We start from the raw sequence: 16,858 nt of genomic DNA on the forward strand, positions 1-16,858 counted from the left end.
GCAAAACTAGACTAAAGGGCTGCGATAAACCCAAAGCTGCGCCGGCGGCACATTGCGCACCACGAAATCATAGTGCTGGACGGTATAGTTGCCGCGACCGGCGGGAACCGGCGGCATAGGACCATAAGTGATCTGCATCAAAGGCCGTCCGCGTGGAATGCGCGAAAGCAGGCTCTCCACGAGCTGAATGCGCTTGTCCATCGGGAAATTGAGCATGGGAACGGCAGAAATGATGCAATCGAATTTCTGGTCCTTCCTCTCACCCAGTGCGCTGTCGAGGTCGAATGCATCGCCCTGAATGATATTGACCTCCGGGAAGATCGTGTTCAGGTGATCCACGAAATCGTGCGAATATTCGATGGAATAGAGGTCGGAAGGTTTTACGCCCTGTTTCAGGATCGCCTTGGTAATGACACCTGTGCCCGGTCCAAGTTCCAGAACCGGAAGGCCGGAGCCCGTATCGATCACGCTTGCCATGCGTCGCGCTGTAATGGAACTCGTCGGCAAAATGGCGCCGACCGCCTTCGGCCCGTCTATCCATCCCTTGAAAAAACGGATCTCCTCATCGAACTTAGCGGCCAGTTTCCTGCCGAGCTGTCCTGCCATTCTCGCTGCTCCCATTTGTCGTTATTGGACAAGTTTATGCCGCTTTGAATTCCCTAAGCAAGGCGGGAATAAAGAAAAGAACAAAAAAGGGAGCCCTTTGGCTCCCCAGATTGATTACAAACCCCTCGATTTTTGGAAGCAGTCAAAAACGAGGGGTTTTGATTCCGATTTGTTCACGTTCTGAATCTGGGACGTTCCGTGAATCTGAGGTCATTTTGACCCTGCCGGAGGTTTGTCAGCAGTCTGGGGAGCCCTTTGGCTCCCCTTTTTTACTCACCTATTCCCTCGAAGAATTCCTTCATCCGCGAGAAGAACCCGGCTGATTTCGGGCTATTCTCCTGTGAGGAAAGTTTTTCGAACTCTTCCAGCAGTTCACGCTGGCGTTTGGACAAGTTCTGCGGCGTCTCAATGTCGATCTGGATATAGAGATCACCTACTGCAGCCTGACGCAGAACCGGCATGCCCTTGCCCTTGAGGCGGAACTGCTTGCCATTCTGCGTGCCGTCCGGAACCTTGACCCGAGTCTGCGTGCCATCGAGCGTCGAAACTTCGAACTGGCCGCCCAACGCCGCCGTGGTCATCGAGATCGGCACCTTGCAATAGAGATCGGAGCCGTCCCGCTGGAAAAATTCGTGCGGCTTGACCGAAAGGAAGATGTAGAGATCGCCTGCCGGGCCGCCGCGCATACCGGCTTCGCCTTCACCGGCAAGACGGATGCGAGTGCCATCCTCGATGCCTGCCGGAATATTGACCGACAGCGAACGTTCCTGCGTGACGCGGCCCTGACCATGGCACTTGCCGCAAGGGTCCTTGATGATCTGACCACGACCGTTACAGGTCGGGCAGGTGCGCTCCACCGAGAAAAAGCCCTGGGCAGCGCGCACGCGGCCCGAGCCGGAGCACATGGTACAGGTGGTGGGCTGAGAACCCGCCTTGGCGCCGGAGCCGGAGCACTCGTCGCAGGTGATAGAGGTCGGAACGCGAATCTGCGCGGTCTTACCCGCATAGGCTTCTTCCAGCGTCACTTCCATATTGTAGCGCAGATCGGCGCCGCGTTCGCGACCGCCATTGGAACGACGGCGACCGCCGCCCATCATCTCGCCAAAAATGTCTTCGAAAATATCGGCAAAACCGCCAGCGCCGCCAAAACCGTTACCGAAGCCGCCGCCCATACCGCCATTTTCAAAGGCTGCATGGCCGAACCGGTCATAAGCGGCCCGCTTCTGCGGGTCCTTCAGCGTTTCGTAAGCTTCACCGATTTCCTTGAACTTGCGTTCAGCTTCCGGATTATCCGGATTGCGATCCGGATGATATTCCATGGCAAGTTTACGAAAGGCTGTCTTCAGCGTCTTGTCGTCTGCTGTTCTTTCAACACCCAGAGCTTCGTAGTAGTCGATCTTCATCAGTTCGTTATCCCGGCGACAGGAACGCGCCTTTTGCTTTCACGGACATCGTATCCCGAAACCGGTCCCCAGATTCGTGCGACACGCCCCAAAGCGTTCAACACTTGTCGGGGCCAGCGTTTCCAATTGTTCATCTATCGAAGCGCCTTCCGACCCATGCGTCAGAGCGGCACTCCGGGTTTCAGCATCAATACCCAATTTGCCCGAAACCGTCTCATGCTTTTCAAGATGTATGCAGGCCAGAGCGATTTTTCAAACAGAGGCTGATTTCCCGGTTTGAACCGACACCGGCCAACGTGCAGGCTTATACAAAACCTGCGAATGTAAACATCTCAAAAATTGGCAAAAGCCCGGGGCAGAGCCCCGGGCTTGAGCGTATTGAGTCTGGAATTACGACTTCTTCTTGTCGTCGTCGATTTCTTCATAATCGGCATCGACAACATCATCGTTCGAAGCAGCAGCCTCTTCTTCACCAGCGCCGGCAGCACCGGTTTCAGCAGCCTGAGCGGCTTCGTACATGGCCTGACCAAGCTTCATGGACGCTTCTGCAAGTGCCTGCGTCTTGGCCTTGATGTCCTCGGCATCGTCGCCTTCAAGCGCGGTCTTGAGACTTGCAAGCGCATCCTCAATGGCCTTCTTGTCGTCAGCCGAAACCTTGTCACCATATTCGCCCAGCGACTTTTCGGTCGAATGAACGAGGCTTTCGCCCTGATTCTTGGCTTCAACGGCATCGCGACGCTTCTTGTCGGCTTCGGCATTCGCCTCCGCGTCCTTGACCATCTTTTCGATGTCGGCATCGCTCAGACCACCGGATGCCTGAATGCGGATCTGGTGTTCCTTGCCGGTACCCTTGTCCTTGGCTGTCACGTTGACGATACCGTTGGCGTCGATATCGAAGGTCACTTCGATCTGCGGCACGCCACGCGGTGCAGGCGGAATGCCGACAAGGTCGAACTGGCCGAGCATCTTATTGTCAGCAGCCATTTCACGCTCGCCCTGGAAGACGCGGATCGTCACAGCCGACTGGTTGTCTTCGGCGGTGGAGAAGGTCTGCGACTTCTTGGTCGGGATCGTGGTGTTGCGTTCGATCAGACGGGTGAACACGCCGCCCAACGTTTCGATACCCAGCGAAAGCGGGGTCACGTCGAGCAGCAGAACGTCCTTGACGTCGCCCTGCAGAACGCCGGCCTGAATTGCCGCGCCCATGGCGACGACTTCATCAGGATTGACACCCTTGTGCGGTTCCTTGCCGAAGAACGCCTTCACGACTTCCTGAATCTTCGGCATGCGGGTCATGCCGCCGACCAGAATCACTTCGTCGATTTCGCCAGCCTTGAGACCGGCATCCTTCAGCGCTGCCTTGCAAGGCTCGATAGTGCGCTGGACGAGATCGTCGACCAGGCTTTCGAACTTGGCGCGCGACAGCTTGATGGCAAGGTGCTTCGGACCGGTCTGGTCGGCCGTGATGAACGGCAGGTTGACTTCGGTCTGCTGCGAGGACGACAGTTCGATCTTGGCCTTTTCGGCAGCTTCCTTGAGGCGCTGCAGAGCGAGCTTGTCGTTCTTGAGGTCGATGCCGCTTTCCTTCTTGAACTCGGAGACGAGGTATTCGACCAGACGCATGTCAAAGTCTTCACCGCCGAGGAAGGTGTCGCCGTTGGTCGACTTCACTTCGAAGACGCCATCGCCGATTTCGAGGATCGACACGTCGAAGGTACCGCCACCAAGGTCGTAAACAGCGATGGTCTTGCCATCGTTCTTATCCAGACCGTAAGCGAGTGCAGCAGCAGTCGGCTCGTTGATGATACGCAGCACTTCAAGACCGGCGATCTTGCCGGCATCCTTGGTTGCCTGGCGCTGAGCGTCGTTGAAGTAGGCCGGAACGGTGATGACCGCCTGCGTGACCGTTTCGCCGAGGTAAGACTCAGCGGTTTCCTTCATCTTCTGAAGGATCATCGCAGAGACCTGCGACGGTGAATATTTCTTGCCGTGGACTTCAACCCAGGCATCGCCATTATCGCCCTTGACGATCTGGTACGGCACCAGGTCCTTGTCCTTGGTAACCATCGGATCGTCAAAGCGGCGGCCGATCAGGCGCTTGACCGCAAAAATGGTACCTTCCGGATTGGTGACGGCCTGACGCTTTGCAGGCTGGCCGATGAGACGTTCGTCACTGTCGGTGAATGCAACGATCGAAGGGGTCGTACGCGCACCTTCGGCATTTTCGATGACCTTCGCGCTTTTGCCGTCCATGACGGATACGCAGGAGTTGGTCGTTCCCAGATCGATACCAATAACTTTAGCCATATTTCTCTCCATTCAGCAAACCGCCAAGACCTCTACCGAGCGTTCCATGGGCGGTTCCTATCGGTTTCACAATGCTCTTTTCACGATGATTGTCCAGATACCGGACCGGTTTCCAGACACGCATCAATGCCCTGTGCGAGGCGTATATAAGAAACGCGGTTTTTTACTGCAAGTCACAACAGCCAAGCTGGCGCAGATTCCGCACCCGGAAACGCTGACAGGGTTCTCTCGACGTATGAAATAATATACGCGGACCATCATACCATAGCCGATCCGCCGTCTTTTGCCGCTCGGTAGATCGCATCGATGAATTTCTGGTTCGCCTTCGAGTTTTCAAGCGAGAAAAGCCGTGCATCCCTGTCGCCGCGTGCAGCGCGCACAAAGCTTTCGGCCTGAAGCTGATAATGATTGGCATCACCGAACGACCATTCCGTCGCCTTCATATGACCGGCATCGAAAAGCGCGATGCTGCCATGACCATATTTGCCGGTGTTGAACGGCGCATAGACTTCGATGAAGCCCTTGTCGCCATGGAAGATCATCGTCTGGCGTCCGGCAAGCTGCGTCGCGACATAGAAGGTCAGGTCAAATCCCTCGAAGCGGGCCGAAACATTGGCATAACGGTCGGTACCGAAGACCGGATCATATTCCACCGAAGCCTGAACCGATACCGGCTCCTGACCGGTGACCATGCGTGTTACCACGGTCGGATAGACGCCGATATCCGGCAAAGCACCGCCGCCCAGTTCCGGCTGGTTACGCATATTCCCCGGGTCGACATTGAAATAGGAGAAAGCGCCCTGCACATGACGCAGCTTGCCGATAACGTCTTCGGCAAGAAGTTCCTGCAGCTTGATCCACTGCGGATGATAATAAACCATGAAGGCTTCAGCGATAGTGACCTTGTGCCTGTCACGTGCGACGATGAGTTGGTCGATATCGTCTGCCTTCAGCGCGATTGGCTTTTCGCATAGGACGTGCTTGCCCGCTTCTGCCGCCTTGAGGCTCCATTCGATGTGCTGTGAGGTCGGTAACGGTATATAGACGCCGTCGACAGCATCACTTGCCAGAAGCTCCTCATAGGAACCGAATGCCAGCGGCGCGCCAAAACGGTCGGCAACGGCGCGCGCACGTGACTGATCGCGGCTTGCAATGGCATGAACGACGCCATTCTCGGACGCGCAAAGCGCTGGAATTACCTGCGTGACGCCGATCTTGGCAGTTGAAAGGATACCCCAACGAAACATGCTATTCCCTCGTTTATAAAGAACTCAATCCGGTATATCCCAGCCCTGAACGGCCAGTTCGGGCCAGAATTTCAGCGCGCGGGCTGCCTTGATCTCATGTGTTTCGCGGTTATCGATGGCACGATTGGGCCGAATGCGAAATGAAAAAATATCATCAAGGCCGAAAGGGGCATGGATGAGCAACCCACCCACTGCCGCCTCGCCGTCTTTTGCCAGCCGCGCGCCCACGCAATGGGCAATCGTCGAATAGCGTTCTATCGATTCGGTTGCAGAACGAAGCGGTGCATAGGGCTGTCCGAAGCGCTCTTCAAACCACAAATGCACTCGCGCCTGATTGCGTATCTCCACTGGAAGCGGAAAGTCGCGGAAGACGTCAGCCCCGCGAGTGATAACCGCATCCTCGGCTTCCCAGGAAAGATCGCTGCCATCGAAATAGATGATGTCGAGATCCTTGATCCCATGCAGAACCGGCCGCTCCGTCAGTTGGTTCCAGATGGTGTTATAGAGCGCACCGGAGACGAGCCAGAATTCGAATACTTTTCCGGCCAATTCGTGCAATCGATGCAGAGCATCTGTCAGCGGCGGGCTTTCCAGGATCATCTGTGCAAAGATATTCCGCTGTTCAGTGGGCGGCAGACCGGCATGGCGCAAGTGATCCGTCATCCCCTTCACTGACCTTGTCCCGATGCGTGACGATAGAAATCGATGAATGCGCGCAGCGCGGGGCGCATCTGGCGACGGCTTGGATAATAGAGATAAAGCCCCGCAAAAGGCTGGCACCAGTCTTCCAGAACCCGGACCAGCCGCCTTTCCGCCAAGGCATCGTGAACATAGTCTTCGAACAGATAGGCAAGCCCGGTGCCGTTCAGCGCGGCTTCCAGAATAACCCTGTCGTCATTGACGATCAGAGGTCCTTCAATGGCGATTTCCTGCTCTTCGCCCGCCTTTTCAAACTCCCAGCGATAGGTTCGCCCGCTCGGAAAACGATGGCGGATACAAGCATGATGCATAAGATCTTGTGGCTCGATTGGAGCCGAGCGGTTCTCGAAATAAGCTGGCGCCGCCACGATTGCCGCACGAACATGCCCGGTGAGCCGCGCTGCGATCATATCCGCTTCGAGGCTTTCGCCAAGACGCACGCCTGCATCAAAACCTGCTGCAACGATATCGGTGAAGCCATTTTCCACCCGCAGATCGAGTGTAATGTCGGGATACGCTCTGGCGAATTCTCCCAGACGCGGAGCGATGACCAGTTGAGCCGCCGCGTAGGGGGCCGTGATTCGCAGTACCCCCGACGGGCGATCCCGTGAATCGATAGCGGCGCCCAGAGCCGCATTGATCTCTTCAAGCGCCGGCGCCAGCCTTTCCAGCAATTGCCGTCCGGCCTCTGTCGGCGCGACGCTACGCGTTGTGCGGGCAAGGAGACGCACGCCCAGACTGTCCTCCAGCGTTGCCACTGCGTGGCTGACGGCTGAGGGTGCGATCGCCAATTCCCGCGCCGCGCCACGGAAACTTCCATGCGCTGCAACGGCGGCGAGAACGGCAAGCTGTGACAGTTGGCTTCGATTCATTGTTATAAATTACAGAACAAGCCGTGAAAATAAATCGGTATTATCGAACTTACCGCCCCGTTTTAATGTTTGCGACATGGCCTTCGGCTGGAATGCAGCCACGGCGAAGGCGTATCCAGCAGGAATCTCCTCCCGATCTTTCCGCACAATTTTCCGTACTTTCAATCAGTCATTCGAAAGGAACTACAATGCAACAGCGCAAGCTCGGCCAGCAATTGAGCGTTTCTGCCCTTGGTTTCGGCTGCATGGGAATGACCTATGCTTATGGTGGACAGGATGAACAGGATGCGATCCGCACGCTGCATCGCGCCGTCGATCTTGGCGTGACGTTTTTCGATACCGCAGAGGTCTATGGCCCGTTCGAGAACGAGAAACTCGTCGGCAAGGCGCTCAAGCCGTTCCGTGACCGGGTGACGATTGCAACGAAGTTCGGCTTCAAGATCGAAGACGGCCAGATGAAGGGTGTCGATAGCCGTCCTGAACATATTCGCGACGTAGCCGAAGCATCCCTGAAACGGCTTGGCATCGATGTGATTGATCTGTTCTATCAGCACCGCGTCGATCCATCGGTGCCGATCGAAGATGTGGTCGGCACCTTGAAAGACCTGGTCGATGAGGGAAAGATACGCGCCATCGGTCTGTCGGAAGCGGGTAGCACCACCTTGCGCCGCGCGCATGCGGTCCATCCCATCGCCGCGCTGCAAAGCGAATATTCGCTATGGGCACGCGATCCGGAAGACAATGTGCTGCCAGTCTGCCGTGAACTTGGTATCGGTTTCGTACCCTATAGCCCGCTCGGGCGCGGCATGCTGACCGGCACATTGCGCTCACAGTCAGACCTTGCCGAAGACGACTTCCGCAAGACCCTGCCGCGTTTCCAGCCGGGCAATCTGGAAGCCAACAACCGGCAGGTGGATCGTATCGTCGAGATCGCGCAGGAAAAGCAGGTCACGCCCGCACAGCTGGCGCTGGCATGGGTACTGAGCCGGGGCGACTTCATCGTGCCGATCCCCGGCGTCCGCAAGATCCATCATCTGGAAGACAATGTGAAAGCCGTGGACATCGTGCTGACGGAGCAGGATCTGCAGCGTCTGGATGAGGTATCCGCGCCCGACCTGATCGCAGGCAAGCGTTACAACGAACAGCAACTTGCGCTGACCGGTCTTTGATAAATGCTCCAAATAAAAAGGGAGCCCGACAGGCTCCCTTCAGATTGATTACAAACCCCTCGATTTTTGGAAGCAGTCAAAAACGAGGGGTTTTGATTCCGATTTGTTCACGTTCTGAATCTGGGACGTTCCGTGAATCTGAGGTCATTTTGACCCTGCCGGAGGTTTGTCAGCAGCCTGAAGGGAGCCCGACAGGCTCCCTTTTTATTACATCCTGCGCAAGGCTGGCGGTGCAAGCGTCAGAAGCCCGGCCAGCGTCATGACAAAGCCGACCCATAGAGGTGCATGCAGGCCATACCCGGCCTCCATTGCCTGTCCGCCAACCCAGGGCCCAAGCCCGAGACCGATATTGATGACCGATGCGTGCATCGCGTTCACCAGCGCACCTGGATGTGCGATCCGCATCACCCGCGCAATAAAGGCCGGATTAAGCGCAATGCCCGTCAGACCGATCATCACGATGGCAAGGATTGCAGCCGGTTTCAGTTCGGCGAAAAGCGCAAAAATCAGCATGGCCGACAGCATCAGGATCAGACCGATGGCGATCGTCGGGATCGTGTGACGGTCGGCAAAGCGACCCGTGACATAATTGCCGACGATATTGGCGCCGCCATAGATGGCAAGCAGCAATGGCACCTGCATCGCAGAGAAACCGGCAAGCTGCACCGTAATCGGCGACAGATAGCTGTAGACAGCGAAGGACGAACCGATGACCAGCGCGCTTGTGGCGTAGGCGGCCCAGAGTTTTGGCTTGCGCATTTCCTTCAGTTCAGAACGCAGATCGGTCTGCGGCGCATCAGGCGAAGATTCGATCTTAATTGCAATGACAAGCGCACAGACGAGGATCAGAACAACAATGGCCCAGAAGCTCGCCCGCCAGCCGAACGCATTGGTGATTGCCGTTGCGATGGGTACGCCGAAGACGGTGCAAAGCATGAGGCCTGCGAAGACGAGCGAGGAAGCGCGCCCGCGCAGTTCCGGTCCGACAAGCTGTGCCGTAATGGCAAGCATCAGCCCGAAGCTCGTTGCCGCCGCCATACCGGTTAGAACACGGGCGATCAGCAGAATTTGGAAGCTGCTGGTGGACGCTGCCACGCTTTGCGCCACCGCATAAAATACAAGCAGAATCAAAAGCCCCCGCTTGTTCTCGATCTTCAACGCCAGAAACAGGATCGTAACCAGCGGTCCTCCGATCATCATGCCTAGCGCATAGAGCGAGATCAGATTGCCGATATCGGCGATGGAACGGTCGAATGCCACCTGAAGCGACGGCAGCATGCCCGAGATCATGAGTTCGGAAGTCGTGAGCGCGAACACGCCCAAGCTGAGGCAATAGACAACCAGCGGGATCGCGCGCGCCTTTTGCGAAGACGCAGAAACCTCTTCCGCCGCAAGGGCGGATTCGCACGTATCGTTCATGGGACGAATCCTAATTATATAGTATAGACTACATAATTAATATCGCCTTGCCCGAAAGGGTCAAGAGAATTATATAAGGATGATTACAGAAAGGGAGAAAAATGGTTCCACGCGGACGCCCGCGCAGCTTCGACCGCGACGCAGCGCTGGACAAGGTGATGAAGGTTTTCTGGGCCAAAGGCTATGAATGCGCCCAGATCAACGACTTCACGACCGCCATTGGCATTACGCCGCCAAGCTTCTATGCCGCCTTCGGCAATAAGGAGCAGGCGTTTCGTGAAGCCGTCGACTATTATCGCCGCACCATTGGCGCTGTTCCTTTCGATGCACTGGAGAATGCGACCACCATTCAGGATGGCATGCGCCGCTGGCTGGAACTGGGCGCGGACAGTGCTTTCGCCTGCCCGGCGGGCGGTTGCATGATCAGTGTAAGCTCGATCCAGTGCAAACCGGAAAATGTGCCTGTAAAGGAATTTCTCCAGACTATCCGCCACGCAAATCATGACCGGCTTTCCAAGCGCTTACAGCAAGCGGTAGCGGCAGGCGATCTGCCCGCCGACGCCGATATTGCGCAGATGACCGAATTTTATCACATGATCCAGCAGAGTATTTCTTTTGAAGCCCGCGACGGCAATTCACGCGCCGCTGTACAAAAGATCATCGATATGGCGATGATGGCCCTGCCCGCAAAGACAAGACAGGCCGCCGAATAGCTGCATTAGAGCGTCGATCTGACTGGATCAGATCGACGCTCTAACTTTTTCTATTTCAAGCATAATCTTATCGATCCTCGTTTTACTCCGGTCGGATTATGCTTTAAAAAAGCCCGCCGGGTTGGCGGGCTTTTATTTTACGCTTATCCGCGAAGGACACCGCCGGTCTGCTTGGCGACACTTGCCACAACCTGCTTCGACAGTGCCTCCAGATCGTCATCGGTCAGCGTGCGATCCTGCGGCTGCAGAAGCACCTCGACCGCAATCGATTTCTTGCCTTCACCAAGCGATGCGCCGGTGAAGATGTCGAAGACCTGAACGCCGACAATCAGCTTCTTGTCAGCAGACGAAACCGCCTTCACGACATTTCCGGCTTCTATATCTGCATCCACCACAAACGCGAAATCGCGCTTGAGGCTCTGGAACTGCGAAAGGTTCAAGGCCGGCTTGGTGCGCGTGGACTTTACCTTCGGCTCAGGGATGGCATCGATATAGACTTCAAAGCCGCAAAGTGCGCCCGAAACATCGAGTGCTTCCAGCGTATCCGGGTGGAATTCGCCGAAAGTGCCCAAAACCACCTTCGGTCCGAGCTTCAGCGTGCCCGAACGACCCGGATGGAACCAATCGGGACCACCGGCTTCGATCTGGATGCGGTCAACCGGTGCACCGGCGGCTTCAAGCGCCGCCAGCGCATCGGCCTTGGCATCGAACACACCGACCGGGGCCGCATTGCCGGCCCAGAAACGGCCCGAGCCGTCAACCTTGGCCGTACCGCGGCGCACGCCGCCCGCAACGCGACGCTGCTTGTCCGGCGTATCGCCTTCATAGATGCCCGAGACCTCAAACAGTGCCGTGTCGCCGAAACCGCGATCCGCATTGCGCTGTGCAGCGACCAGCAGACCCGGCAGAAGCGACGGGCGCATGTCCGACATATCGGCGGCAATCGGGTTGGCAAGCTTCAGTTGCAGAGCGCCGCCGCCGAACGCCTTGGCCTGTCCTTCAGAAATGAAGGAATAGGTCACGGCTTCCATCATGCCGCGCGAGGCGAGCATGCGGCGGGCATGACGGGTTCTGATCTGCAAGGTCGTCAGAATACGGCCATTGACGGCACCATGGTTCGGCAGCGGCTGCGGGTCGATCTGGTTAATGCCGTGGATACGCATGACTTCTTCAACGAGGTCAGCCTTGCCTTCCACGTCTCCGCGCCATGTCGGCACCATCGCCTTGATGACCTTGCCGTCGCCCTCGACGCCGAAGCCGAGACGCTTCAGAATATCAAGCGACGCTTCATAGGAAACCTCGATACCCGTCAGGCGCTTGACTTCCGATACCGGGAAACCGATCACGCGCGGTGTAGGCTTGCTATAGCCGACCACGTCGAGAATTGTCGGCTGACCGCCGCAGAGTTCCAGCACCAGTTTGGTCGCAATTTCTGCACCCGGAACCATCATTTCCGGGTCAACGCCACGCTCAAAACGATAGCGCGCATCGGTAACGATGCCGAGTTCACGACCCGTGCGTGCGATCATGCGCGGATTCCAAAGTGCCGATTCGATCAGCACGTCGGTGGTGTTTTCATCACAACCGGAATGCTCGCCACCCATGATACCGGCAATCGATTCGGGACCGTTCTCATCGGCAATCACATACATGCCCGGCTTGAACTTATACTCGCGTTGATCGAGGCCGAGAATGGTTTCGCCATCCTTTGCCAGACGCACCGTCAGACTGCCCTTGACCTTGGCAGCGTCGAAGACATGCAGCGGACGCCCCTGATCGAAGGTCACGTAATTGGTGATGTCCACCAGCGCATTAATGGGGCGCAGGCCGATTGCCTTCAGACGCTGCTGCATCCATTTCGGGCTCGGGCCGTTCTTGACACCCTTGACCATGCGCAGTGCAAAGCCGGTGCAGAACGGGTTCTCGGCATCCTGATCCAGGATGACCTTGACCGGGGTTGCACCTTCGCCCTTGACGGCGTCCGGCAGTGTATTCTTGAGCGTGCCGAGACCGGCAGCGGCAAGATCGCGTGCAATACCGTGAATGCCGGTGCAATCGGCACGGTTCGGCGTCAACCCAATTTCGATCACCGCATCATCCAGTCCGGCATAGGTCGCGAAGCTGGTGCCGACCGGAGCGTCTTCCGGCAGGTCGATGATGCCATTGTGTTCGTCTGAAAGCTCCAGCTCGCGCTCGGAACACATCATCCCGAAGCTTTCGACGCCGCGAATCTTGCCAACGGAAAGCGTGACGTCAAGGCCCGGAACATAGTCGCCCGGACGGCCCAGCACGCCGACCAGACCGACGCGTGCATTCGGTGCACCGCAAACGACCTGAACCGGCTTGCCGTCGCCCGTATCGACGGAGAGCACGCGCAACTTGTCGGCATCCGGATGTTGAACGGCTGTCAGGACCTTGGCGATCTTGAAAGCCTTGAAAGCAGCCCGGTCGTCGACCGATTCCACTTCAAGACCGATATCGGTCAGTTTTTCGACGATCTGTTCCAGCGTCGCATCGGTTTCAAGGTGATCCTTGAGCCAGGAAAGCGTGAATTTCATTTGTGTTGTCCCTTCCTGTCCTTACGCGCTCAGTCCGCCGAAAAGCGTCGGAATGTCGAGCGGACGGAAACCGTAATGTTCGATCCAGCGCACATCGGCGTCGAAGAAGGCGCGCAGATCAGGCATGCCATATTTCAGCATGGCAATGCGATCGATGCCCATGCCCCAGGCGAAGCCCTGATAAACGTCCGGATCGTAGCCGGAAGCGCGCAAGACATTGGGATGCACCATGCCGCAGCCCAGAATTTCAAGCCAGTCATTGCCTTCGCCGAACTTCACATGCGGGCCGGAGCGGTCGCACTGGATATCCACTTCGACAGACGGTTCCGTGAACGGGAAGAAGCTCGGGCGCATGCGCATCTTAACCGAAGGCACTTCGAAGAACGCCTTGCAGAACTCTTCCAGCACCCACTTCATGTTGGCGACATTGGCCGACTTGTCCACGACCAGACCTTCAACCTGATGGAACATCGGCGAATGGGTGGCGTCGGAATCCATGCGATAGGTCTTGCCCGGGATCACGATGCGGATCGGCTCGTCGCGGCCTTCCTTATCGCGGATCGCAGCGAACTTCTCCATCGTGTGCACCTGCACCGGGGAGGTATGCGTGCGCAAAAGCTTGCGCTCGCCCTTTTCATCCGGGTTGAAGAAGAAGGTGTCATGCATTTCGCGCGCCGGGTGCCCTTCCGGGAAATTGAGCGCCGTAAAATTGTAATAGTCGGTTTCGATATCTGGACCTTCGGCAATCGAGAAACCCATATCGGCGAAGATTGCCGTGATCTCATCGACGACCTGTGAAATCGGATGGATGCGACCGCGCGATGCAGCGCTTTCGCGCACCGGCAGTGTCACATCGACCTTCTCACGCTCAAGGCGCGCGGCAATGGCTTGCTTGCGCAGCTCTGTCTTGCGTTCGGTCAGTGCATCAGTGACGCGGTTCTTCAAGCCGTTGATGGCCGGGCCCTGTGCCTGACGCTCTTCCGGCGTCATGCTGCCCAGCGTCTTCAGCTTTTCCGAAACCGAGCCCTTCTTGCCAAGAGCGGCGACACGCACGGCTTCAATGGCAGGCTCGTCAGCCGCCGCCGCGATATCTCCGAGAATCTGCCGTTCGAGTTGTTCTAGATCACTCATTGTTTAAATCCCTGTCGTGCCCGCGGCACTCCACGCCTCTTGTTTCGAGTTCCCTGTCGCGCTTGCAGCGCTCCACGCCTCTTGTTTTGAGTTCCCTGTCGCGCTTACAGCGCTCCACGCCTCTTGTTTCGAGTTCTCTGTTGCGCTTGCAGCGCTCCATATATTTCGCTTTGCAGCCAAAGAAGCGTTGTCGTTACTCTCTTTGGCCTGATTGGTGAGACGCATCAAGATTAGCGTCGAAAAATTCCATCGCCTGCAAAAGCCGTCTTCCATCGCCGCCGAGAAAAATGCGACGAAGCAGCTTCAGCGGCGCGATGGTAAATCGGAAAAACCCGACGATTTTCCTCAATTCTGGAACCACATCAGCGGGTGCAACCGCACGATAGGCTGCGAATGCCTGTTGCGGTGTCCCGGCAAGACGTGCCTGCGCCGTGATCTGGAAAAACAGAAGCCAGACATCGCGCGCCTGTGCGGCGGCAAGCGGCATGACCGATTCCGGCTCCTCCTCGAAATCGAGGAATCCGGCAACACCGTTCTTCTCGAAAAAATCACGCGGATGCGGGCGCCCATGGCAGAGCCCTGCCGCATGAGCCTCACCCAAAGCACGGGCACAATGGACGAGAAGAGCGTCATGGCCCTGCGGATCATCGCGACGCAACTGGTCGAGTCGATCCTGGATGATGGGCGCAACGTCGCTCAGAACCATCACCGCCCCTTGATGGTAGACGATCCTGGGCACCTGAAAGCCTGCCTGCAGAAAGGCGCTCATCTTGCGCTCTTCGCGGTCAGCCATGCCCGCTTCGCCAATTTCCTTCGGGCTGCGCAGGAACGGATAGGGAAGAAGCGGTGAGATCAGGCTGTGCAGGCGCTTGGGGAGTGGACGTCTCTCGGCATCATAGCGCTTGATCCAGACGCGATGACCGCCAATGACGGTGCTGGAAATGCGCTTGCCCTGGCTCTGGGCAAGCAGAACCAGCAGGCTGCGGAGATCATCCGCATCCAGATCCAGCCTCAACTTGCCCGGTTCATCCTTCATGCCCGCTTTGAATCCTTAAAACGAGAAAACCCGCGCCAGCCGAGCCAGCGCGGGTCCCCAAATTATCAATACTGCTTGGGAAAGGCGGCTGGCTTAGCGGACAGCGCCTTCAAAAGCGTTCGGCGTCTCGGTGTTCTTGAGGTACTCGAGAGCCTTCTTTGCCGATGCAACCAGTGCACCGAATGCATCGGGTTCGTGGATTGCGATGTCGGACAGAACCTTGCGGTCGATCTCGATGCCAGCCTTCGCCAGACCGTCGATGAAACGGCCATAGGTCAAGCCCTGCTCGCGGACAGCAGCATTGATGCGCTGGATCCAGAGAGCGCGGAACGAGCGCTTGCGGTTCTTGCGGTCACGGTAAGCATACTGCTTCGAACGGTCAACTGCAGCCTTGGCGGTGCGGATGGTGTTCTTGCGACGGCCACGGAAACCAGCAGCCTGATCCAGAACCTTCTTGTGCTTTGCGTGGGCGGTAACGCCGCGTTTTACGCGTGCCATGTTATGATCTCCTTCTCAGACTAATCTTAGAGGCCGTTCGGCAGGAACTGCTTCACGATCTTTGCATCGGCATCGGCGAGAACCATGGTGCCGCGTGCATCGCGAATGAACTTGTTCGAACGCTTGATCATGCCATGACGCTTACCGGCAGCTGCGGCCTTGACTTTGCCGGTGCCGGTGATCTTGAACCGCTTCTTGGCGGCCGATTTGGTCTTCATCTTGGGCATTTTGCTACTCCTTTGTTTAGTCCCCGTCGTGCCTGCGGCACTCCACGCCTCTTGCTTTAAGCGGCGTCGGTATCTGCAACCGACCGGAACCTTGTTTTCACTTCCGGACTGACCAAGCCCGAAAAGCATACGAAACCGCCACGGCATGCCCTGCCGGGCGGTTCTGTCTCTTTGTCGCATTTCCGAACGCAAAACCGCTTCTCGCACTTTTGCTGGAAATGCTTCAACGCGGCCTTATAGGTTGAAAGACTGCAAAACGCAATGCCCGAATTGGGCTGAATCGCGGTCGAAACGTCAATAAATTCGCAGAAGCACCGGCAGGATATGACTATCTTGCAGATATTCCACAAACTCGAAGAACGGATAGGCGACGAAAAACACCAGGCCATCCGTGAAGGTACGATAAAGCCGGTCAGGACGAACGATCAGCTCCTTGTCGTCGCGAAACAGCGAAAACTTAGGGAAGAAGCGCGGAACGTTCGCACAATAGGCTTCATAAGGCTTGCCGAAATTCTGCTTGAGAAATTTCTCTTCCGTTCGGATGACGATCGAGAAAGCAAGATAACAAAGCACACCGAAGGCGACCGCAATGATGAGGCTCCCGGTTTGCGCGCCGATGCCCATCGCACCGATGCTGCTGAAGACGTAAAGTGGGTTGCGCGTAACCGAATACGGTCCGCTCTGCACGATCTCCGCGCTCTTGCGCCCGCCGATATAGAGCGTGCACCACATACGGCCGATGATCGCCGCAACGATCAGGCTCAGACCGAACGCCTCGATATATTCATGGAAATGGCCAGTCGATTGCGAGCTGACAAAAAGCAACGCCACGACCAGAAGCACCACAACGGCGCCGATCGCAAGGCGTCGACGCTGCTGATATTTTCCCAGTTCGCCCAAAGTCTTCATTGCAGTTCCACGATCCCATATTTATCCGGACAAATGAAAAGCCGCCCGAAGGCGGCTTTTCCAA

The 16,858-nt window shown here is 56.9% G+C and carries 16 protein-coding genes; 3 read left to right on the forward strand and 13 right to left on the reverse strand.

The genetic code is table 11. The annotated features are described in order from the left end of the window. Nucleotides 1-6 precede the first annotated feature (6 nt). The gene (gene pmtA, locus JNC70_RS05090; RefSeq protein WP_104755173.1) at nucleotides 7-606 is read right to left on the reverse strand and encodes a phospholipid N-methyltransferase PmtA; all 600 of its coding nucleotides are present in this window, start codon (nucleotides 604-606) and stop codon (nucleotides 7-9) included. Nucleotides 607-719: 113 nt separating this feature from the next. Here pmtA and JNC70_RS05095 point away from each other — a divergent pair, with 113 nt between their 5' ends. After that, nucleotides 720-929 carry a hypothetical protein gene (locus JNC70_RS05095; protein WP_346266374.1) on the forward strand — a complete coding sequence of 70 codons (210 nt, stop codon included), beginning with the start codon at nucleotides 720-722 and terminating at the stop codon, nucleotides 927-929. Here the strand turns inward: JNC70_RS05095 and dnaJ are convergent. The 5 genes from dnaJ to JNC70_RS05120 form a co-directional block, all read right to left on the reverse strand. Next, the gene (dnaJ, locus tag JNC70_RS05100; protein ID WP_167394039.1) at nucleotides 876-2,009 is read right to left on the reverse strand and encodes a molecular chaperone DnaJ; all 1,134 of its coding nucleotides are present in this window, start codon (nucleotides 2,007-2,009) and stop codon (nucleotides 876-878) included. The two genes, JNC70_RS05095 and dnaJ, sit on opposite strands and share 54 nt — an antisense overlap. Before the next feature lie 390 nt (nucleotides 2,010-2,399). Next, a complete protein-coding gene (gene dnaK / locus JNC70_RS05105; RefSeq protein WP_104755171.1) occupies nucleotides 2,400-4,316 on the reverse strand; it encodes a molecular chaperone DnaK in 1,917 nt (638 codons plus the stop codon). A 257-nt stretch (nucleotides 4,317-4,573) separates the two neighbouring features. Beyond that, nucleotides 4,574-5,563 (reverse strand): Gfo/Idh/MocA family protein, encoded by a 990-nt coding sequence (locus JNC70_RS05110; protein ID WP_104755170.1) that lies wholly within the window; start codon nucleotides 5,561-5,563, stop codon nucleotides 4,574-4,576. A 24-nt stretch (nucleotides 5,564-5,587) separates the two neighbouring features. After that, nucleotides 5,588-6,226 carry a nucleotidyltransferase family protein gene (locus JNC70_RS05115; protein WP_374788558.1) on the reverse strand — a complete coding sequence of 213 codons (639 nt, stop codon included), beginning with the start codon at nucleotides 6,224-6,226 and terminating at the stop codon, nucleotides 5,588-5,590. 5 nt (nucleotides 6,227-6,231) lie between these two features. Beyond that, nucleotides 6,232-7,134 carry a LysR family transcriptional regulator gene (locus tag JNC70_RS05120; RefSeq protein WP_104755168.1) on the reverse strand — a complete coding sequence of 301 codons (903 nt, stop codon included), beginning with the start codon at nucleotides 7,132-7,134 and terminating at the stop codon, nucleotides 6,232-6,234. Nucleotides 7,135-7,322: 188 nt separating this feature from the next. Between JNC70_RS05120 and JNC70_RS05125 the strand changes: the two genes are divergently transcribed. Next, entirely contained in the window at nucleotides 7,323-8,303 is a 981-nt protein-coding gene (locus tag JNC70_RS05125) for an aldo/keto reductase (protein WP_104755167.1), read from the forward strand. A 207-nt stretch (nucleotides 8,304-8,510) separates the two neighbouring features. Here JNC70_RS05125 and JNC70_RS05130 read toward each other — a convergent pair whose 3' ends face one another. Further along, complete coding sequence (locus JNC70_RS05130; RefSeq protein WP_104755166.1) at nucleotides 8,511-9,722, reverse strand: MFS transporter; 1,212 nt, start codon at nucleotides 9,720-9,722, stop codon at nucleotides 8,511-8,513. 101 nt (nucleotides 9,723-9,823) lie between these two features. On the opposite strand from JNC70_RS05130, the gene JNC70_RS05135 reads away from it, so the two are divergent. After that, nucleotides 9,824-10,435, forward strand: a complete 612-nt coding sequence (locus JNC70_RS05135) for a TetR/AcrR family transcriptional regulator (protein WP_104755165.1) — start codon at nucleotides 9,824-9,826, stop codon at nucleotides 10,433-10,435. A gap of 143 nt (nucleotides 10,436-10,578) precedes the next feature. On the opposite strand, the gene pheT is transcribed toward JNC70_RS05135, so the two are convergent. From pheT to JNC70_RS05165, 6 genes are all read right to left on the reverse strand, one after another. Continuing rightward, a complete protein-coding gene (gene pheT / locus JNC70_RS05140; RefSeq protein ID WP_104755164.1) occupies nucleotides 10,579-12,993 on the reverse strand; it encodes a phenylalanine--tRNA ligase subunit beta in 2,415 nt (804 codons plus the stop codon). Nucleotides 12,994-13,014: 21 nt separating this feature from the next. Further along, nucleotides 13,015-14,124, reverse strand: a complete 1,110-nt coding sequence (pheS, locus tag JNC70_RS05145; RefSeq protein WP_104755163.1) for a phenylalanine--tRNA ligase subunit alpha — start codon at nucleotides 14,122-14,124, stop codon at nucleotides 13,015-13,017. 193 nt (nucleotides 14,125-14,317) lie between these two features. Further along, nucleotides 14,318-15,160 (reverse strand): BUD32 family EKC/KEOPS complex subunit, encoded by an 843-nt coding sequence (locus tag JNC70_RS05150; RefSeq protein WP_104755162.1) that lies wholly within the window; start codon nucleotides 15,158-15,160, stop codon nucleotides 14,318-14,320. 93 nt (nucleotides 15,161-15,253) lie between these two features. Then, nucleotides 15,254-15,658, reverse strand: coding sequence for a 50S ribosomal protein L20 (gene rplT / locus JNC70_RS05155; RefSeq protein ID WP_006468099.1), 405 nt, complete (start codon nucleotides 15,656-15,658; stop codon nucleotides 15,254-15,256). A gap of 26 nt (nucleotides 15,659-15,684) precedes the next feature. Further along, the gene (gene rpmI / locus JNC70_RS05160) at nucleotides 15,685-15,885 is read right to left on the reverse strand and encodes a 50S ribosomal protein L35 (protein ID WP_002965184.1); all 201 of its coding nucleotides are present in this window, start codon (nucleotides 15,883-15,885) and stop codon (nucleotides 15,685-15,687) included. Between the two features lie 294 nt (nucleotides 15,886-16,179). Beyond that, nucleotides 16,180-16,794: a methyltransferase family protein gene (locus JNC70_RS05165; protein WP_104755161.1), complete on the reverse strand. Its 615-nt coding sequence runs from the start codon at nucleotides 16,792-16,794 to the stop codon at nucleotides 16,180-16,182. Between the last annotated feature and the right edge of the window lie 64 nt (nucleotides 16,795-16,858).

Source organism: Brucella oryzae (assembly GCF_041929965.1).
Classification (GTDB): Bacteria; Pseudomonadota; Alphaproteobacteria; order Rhizobiales; family Rhizobiaceae; genus Brucella; species Brucella oryzae.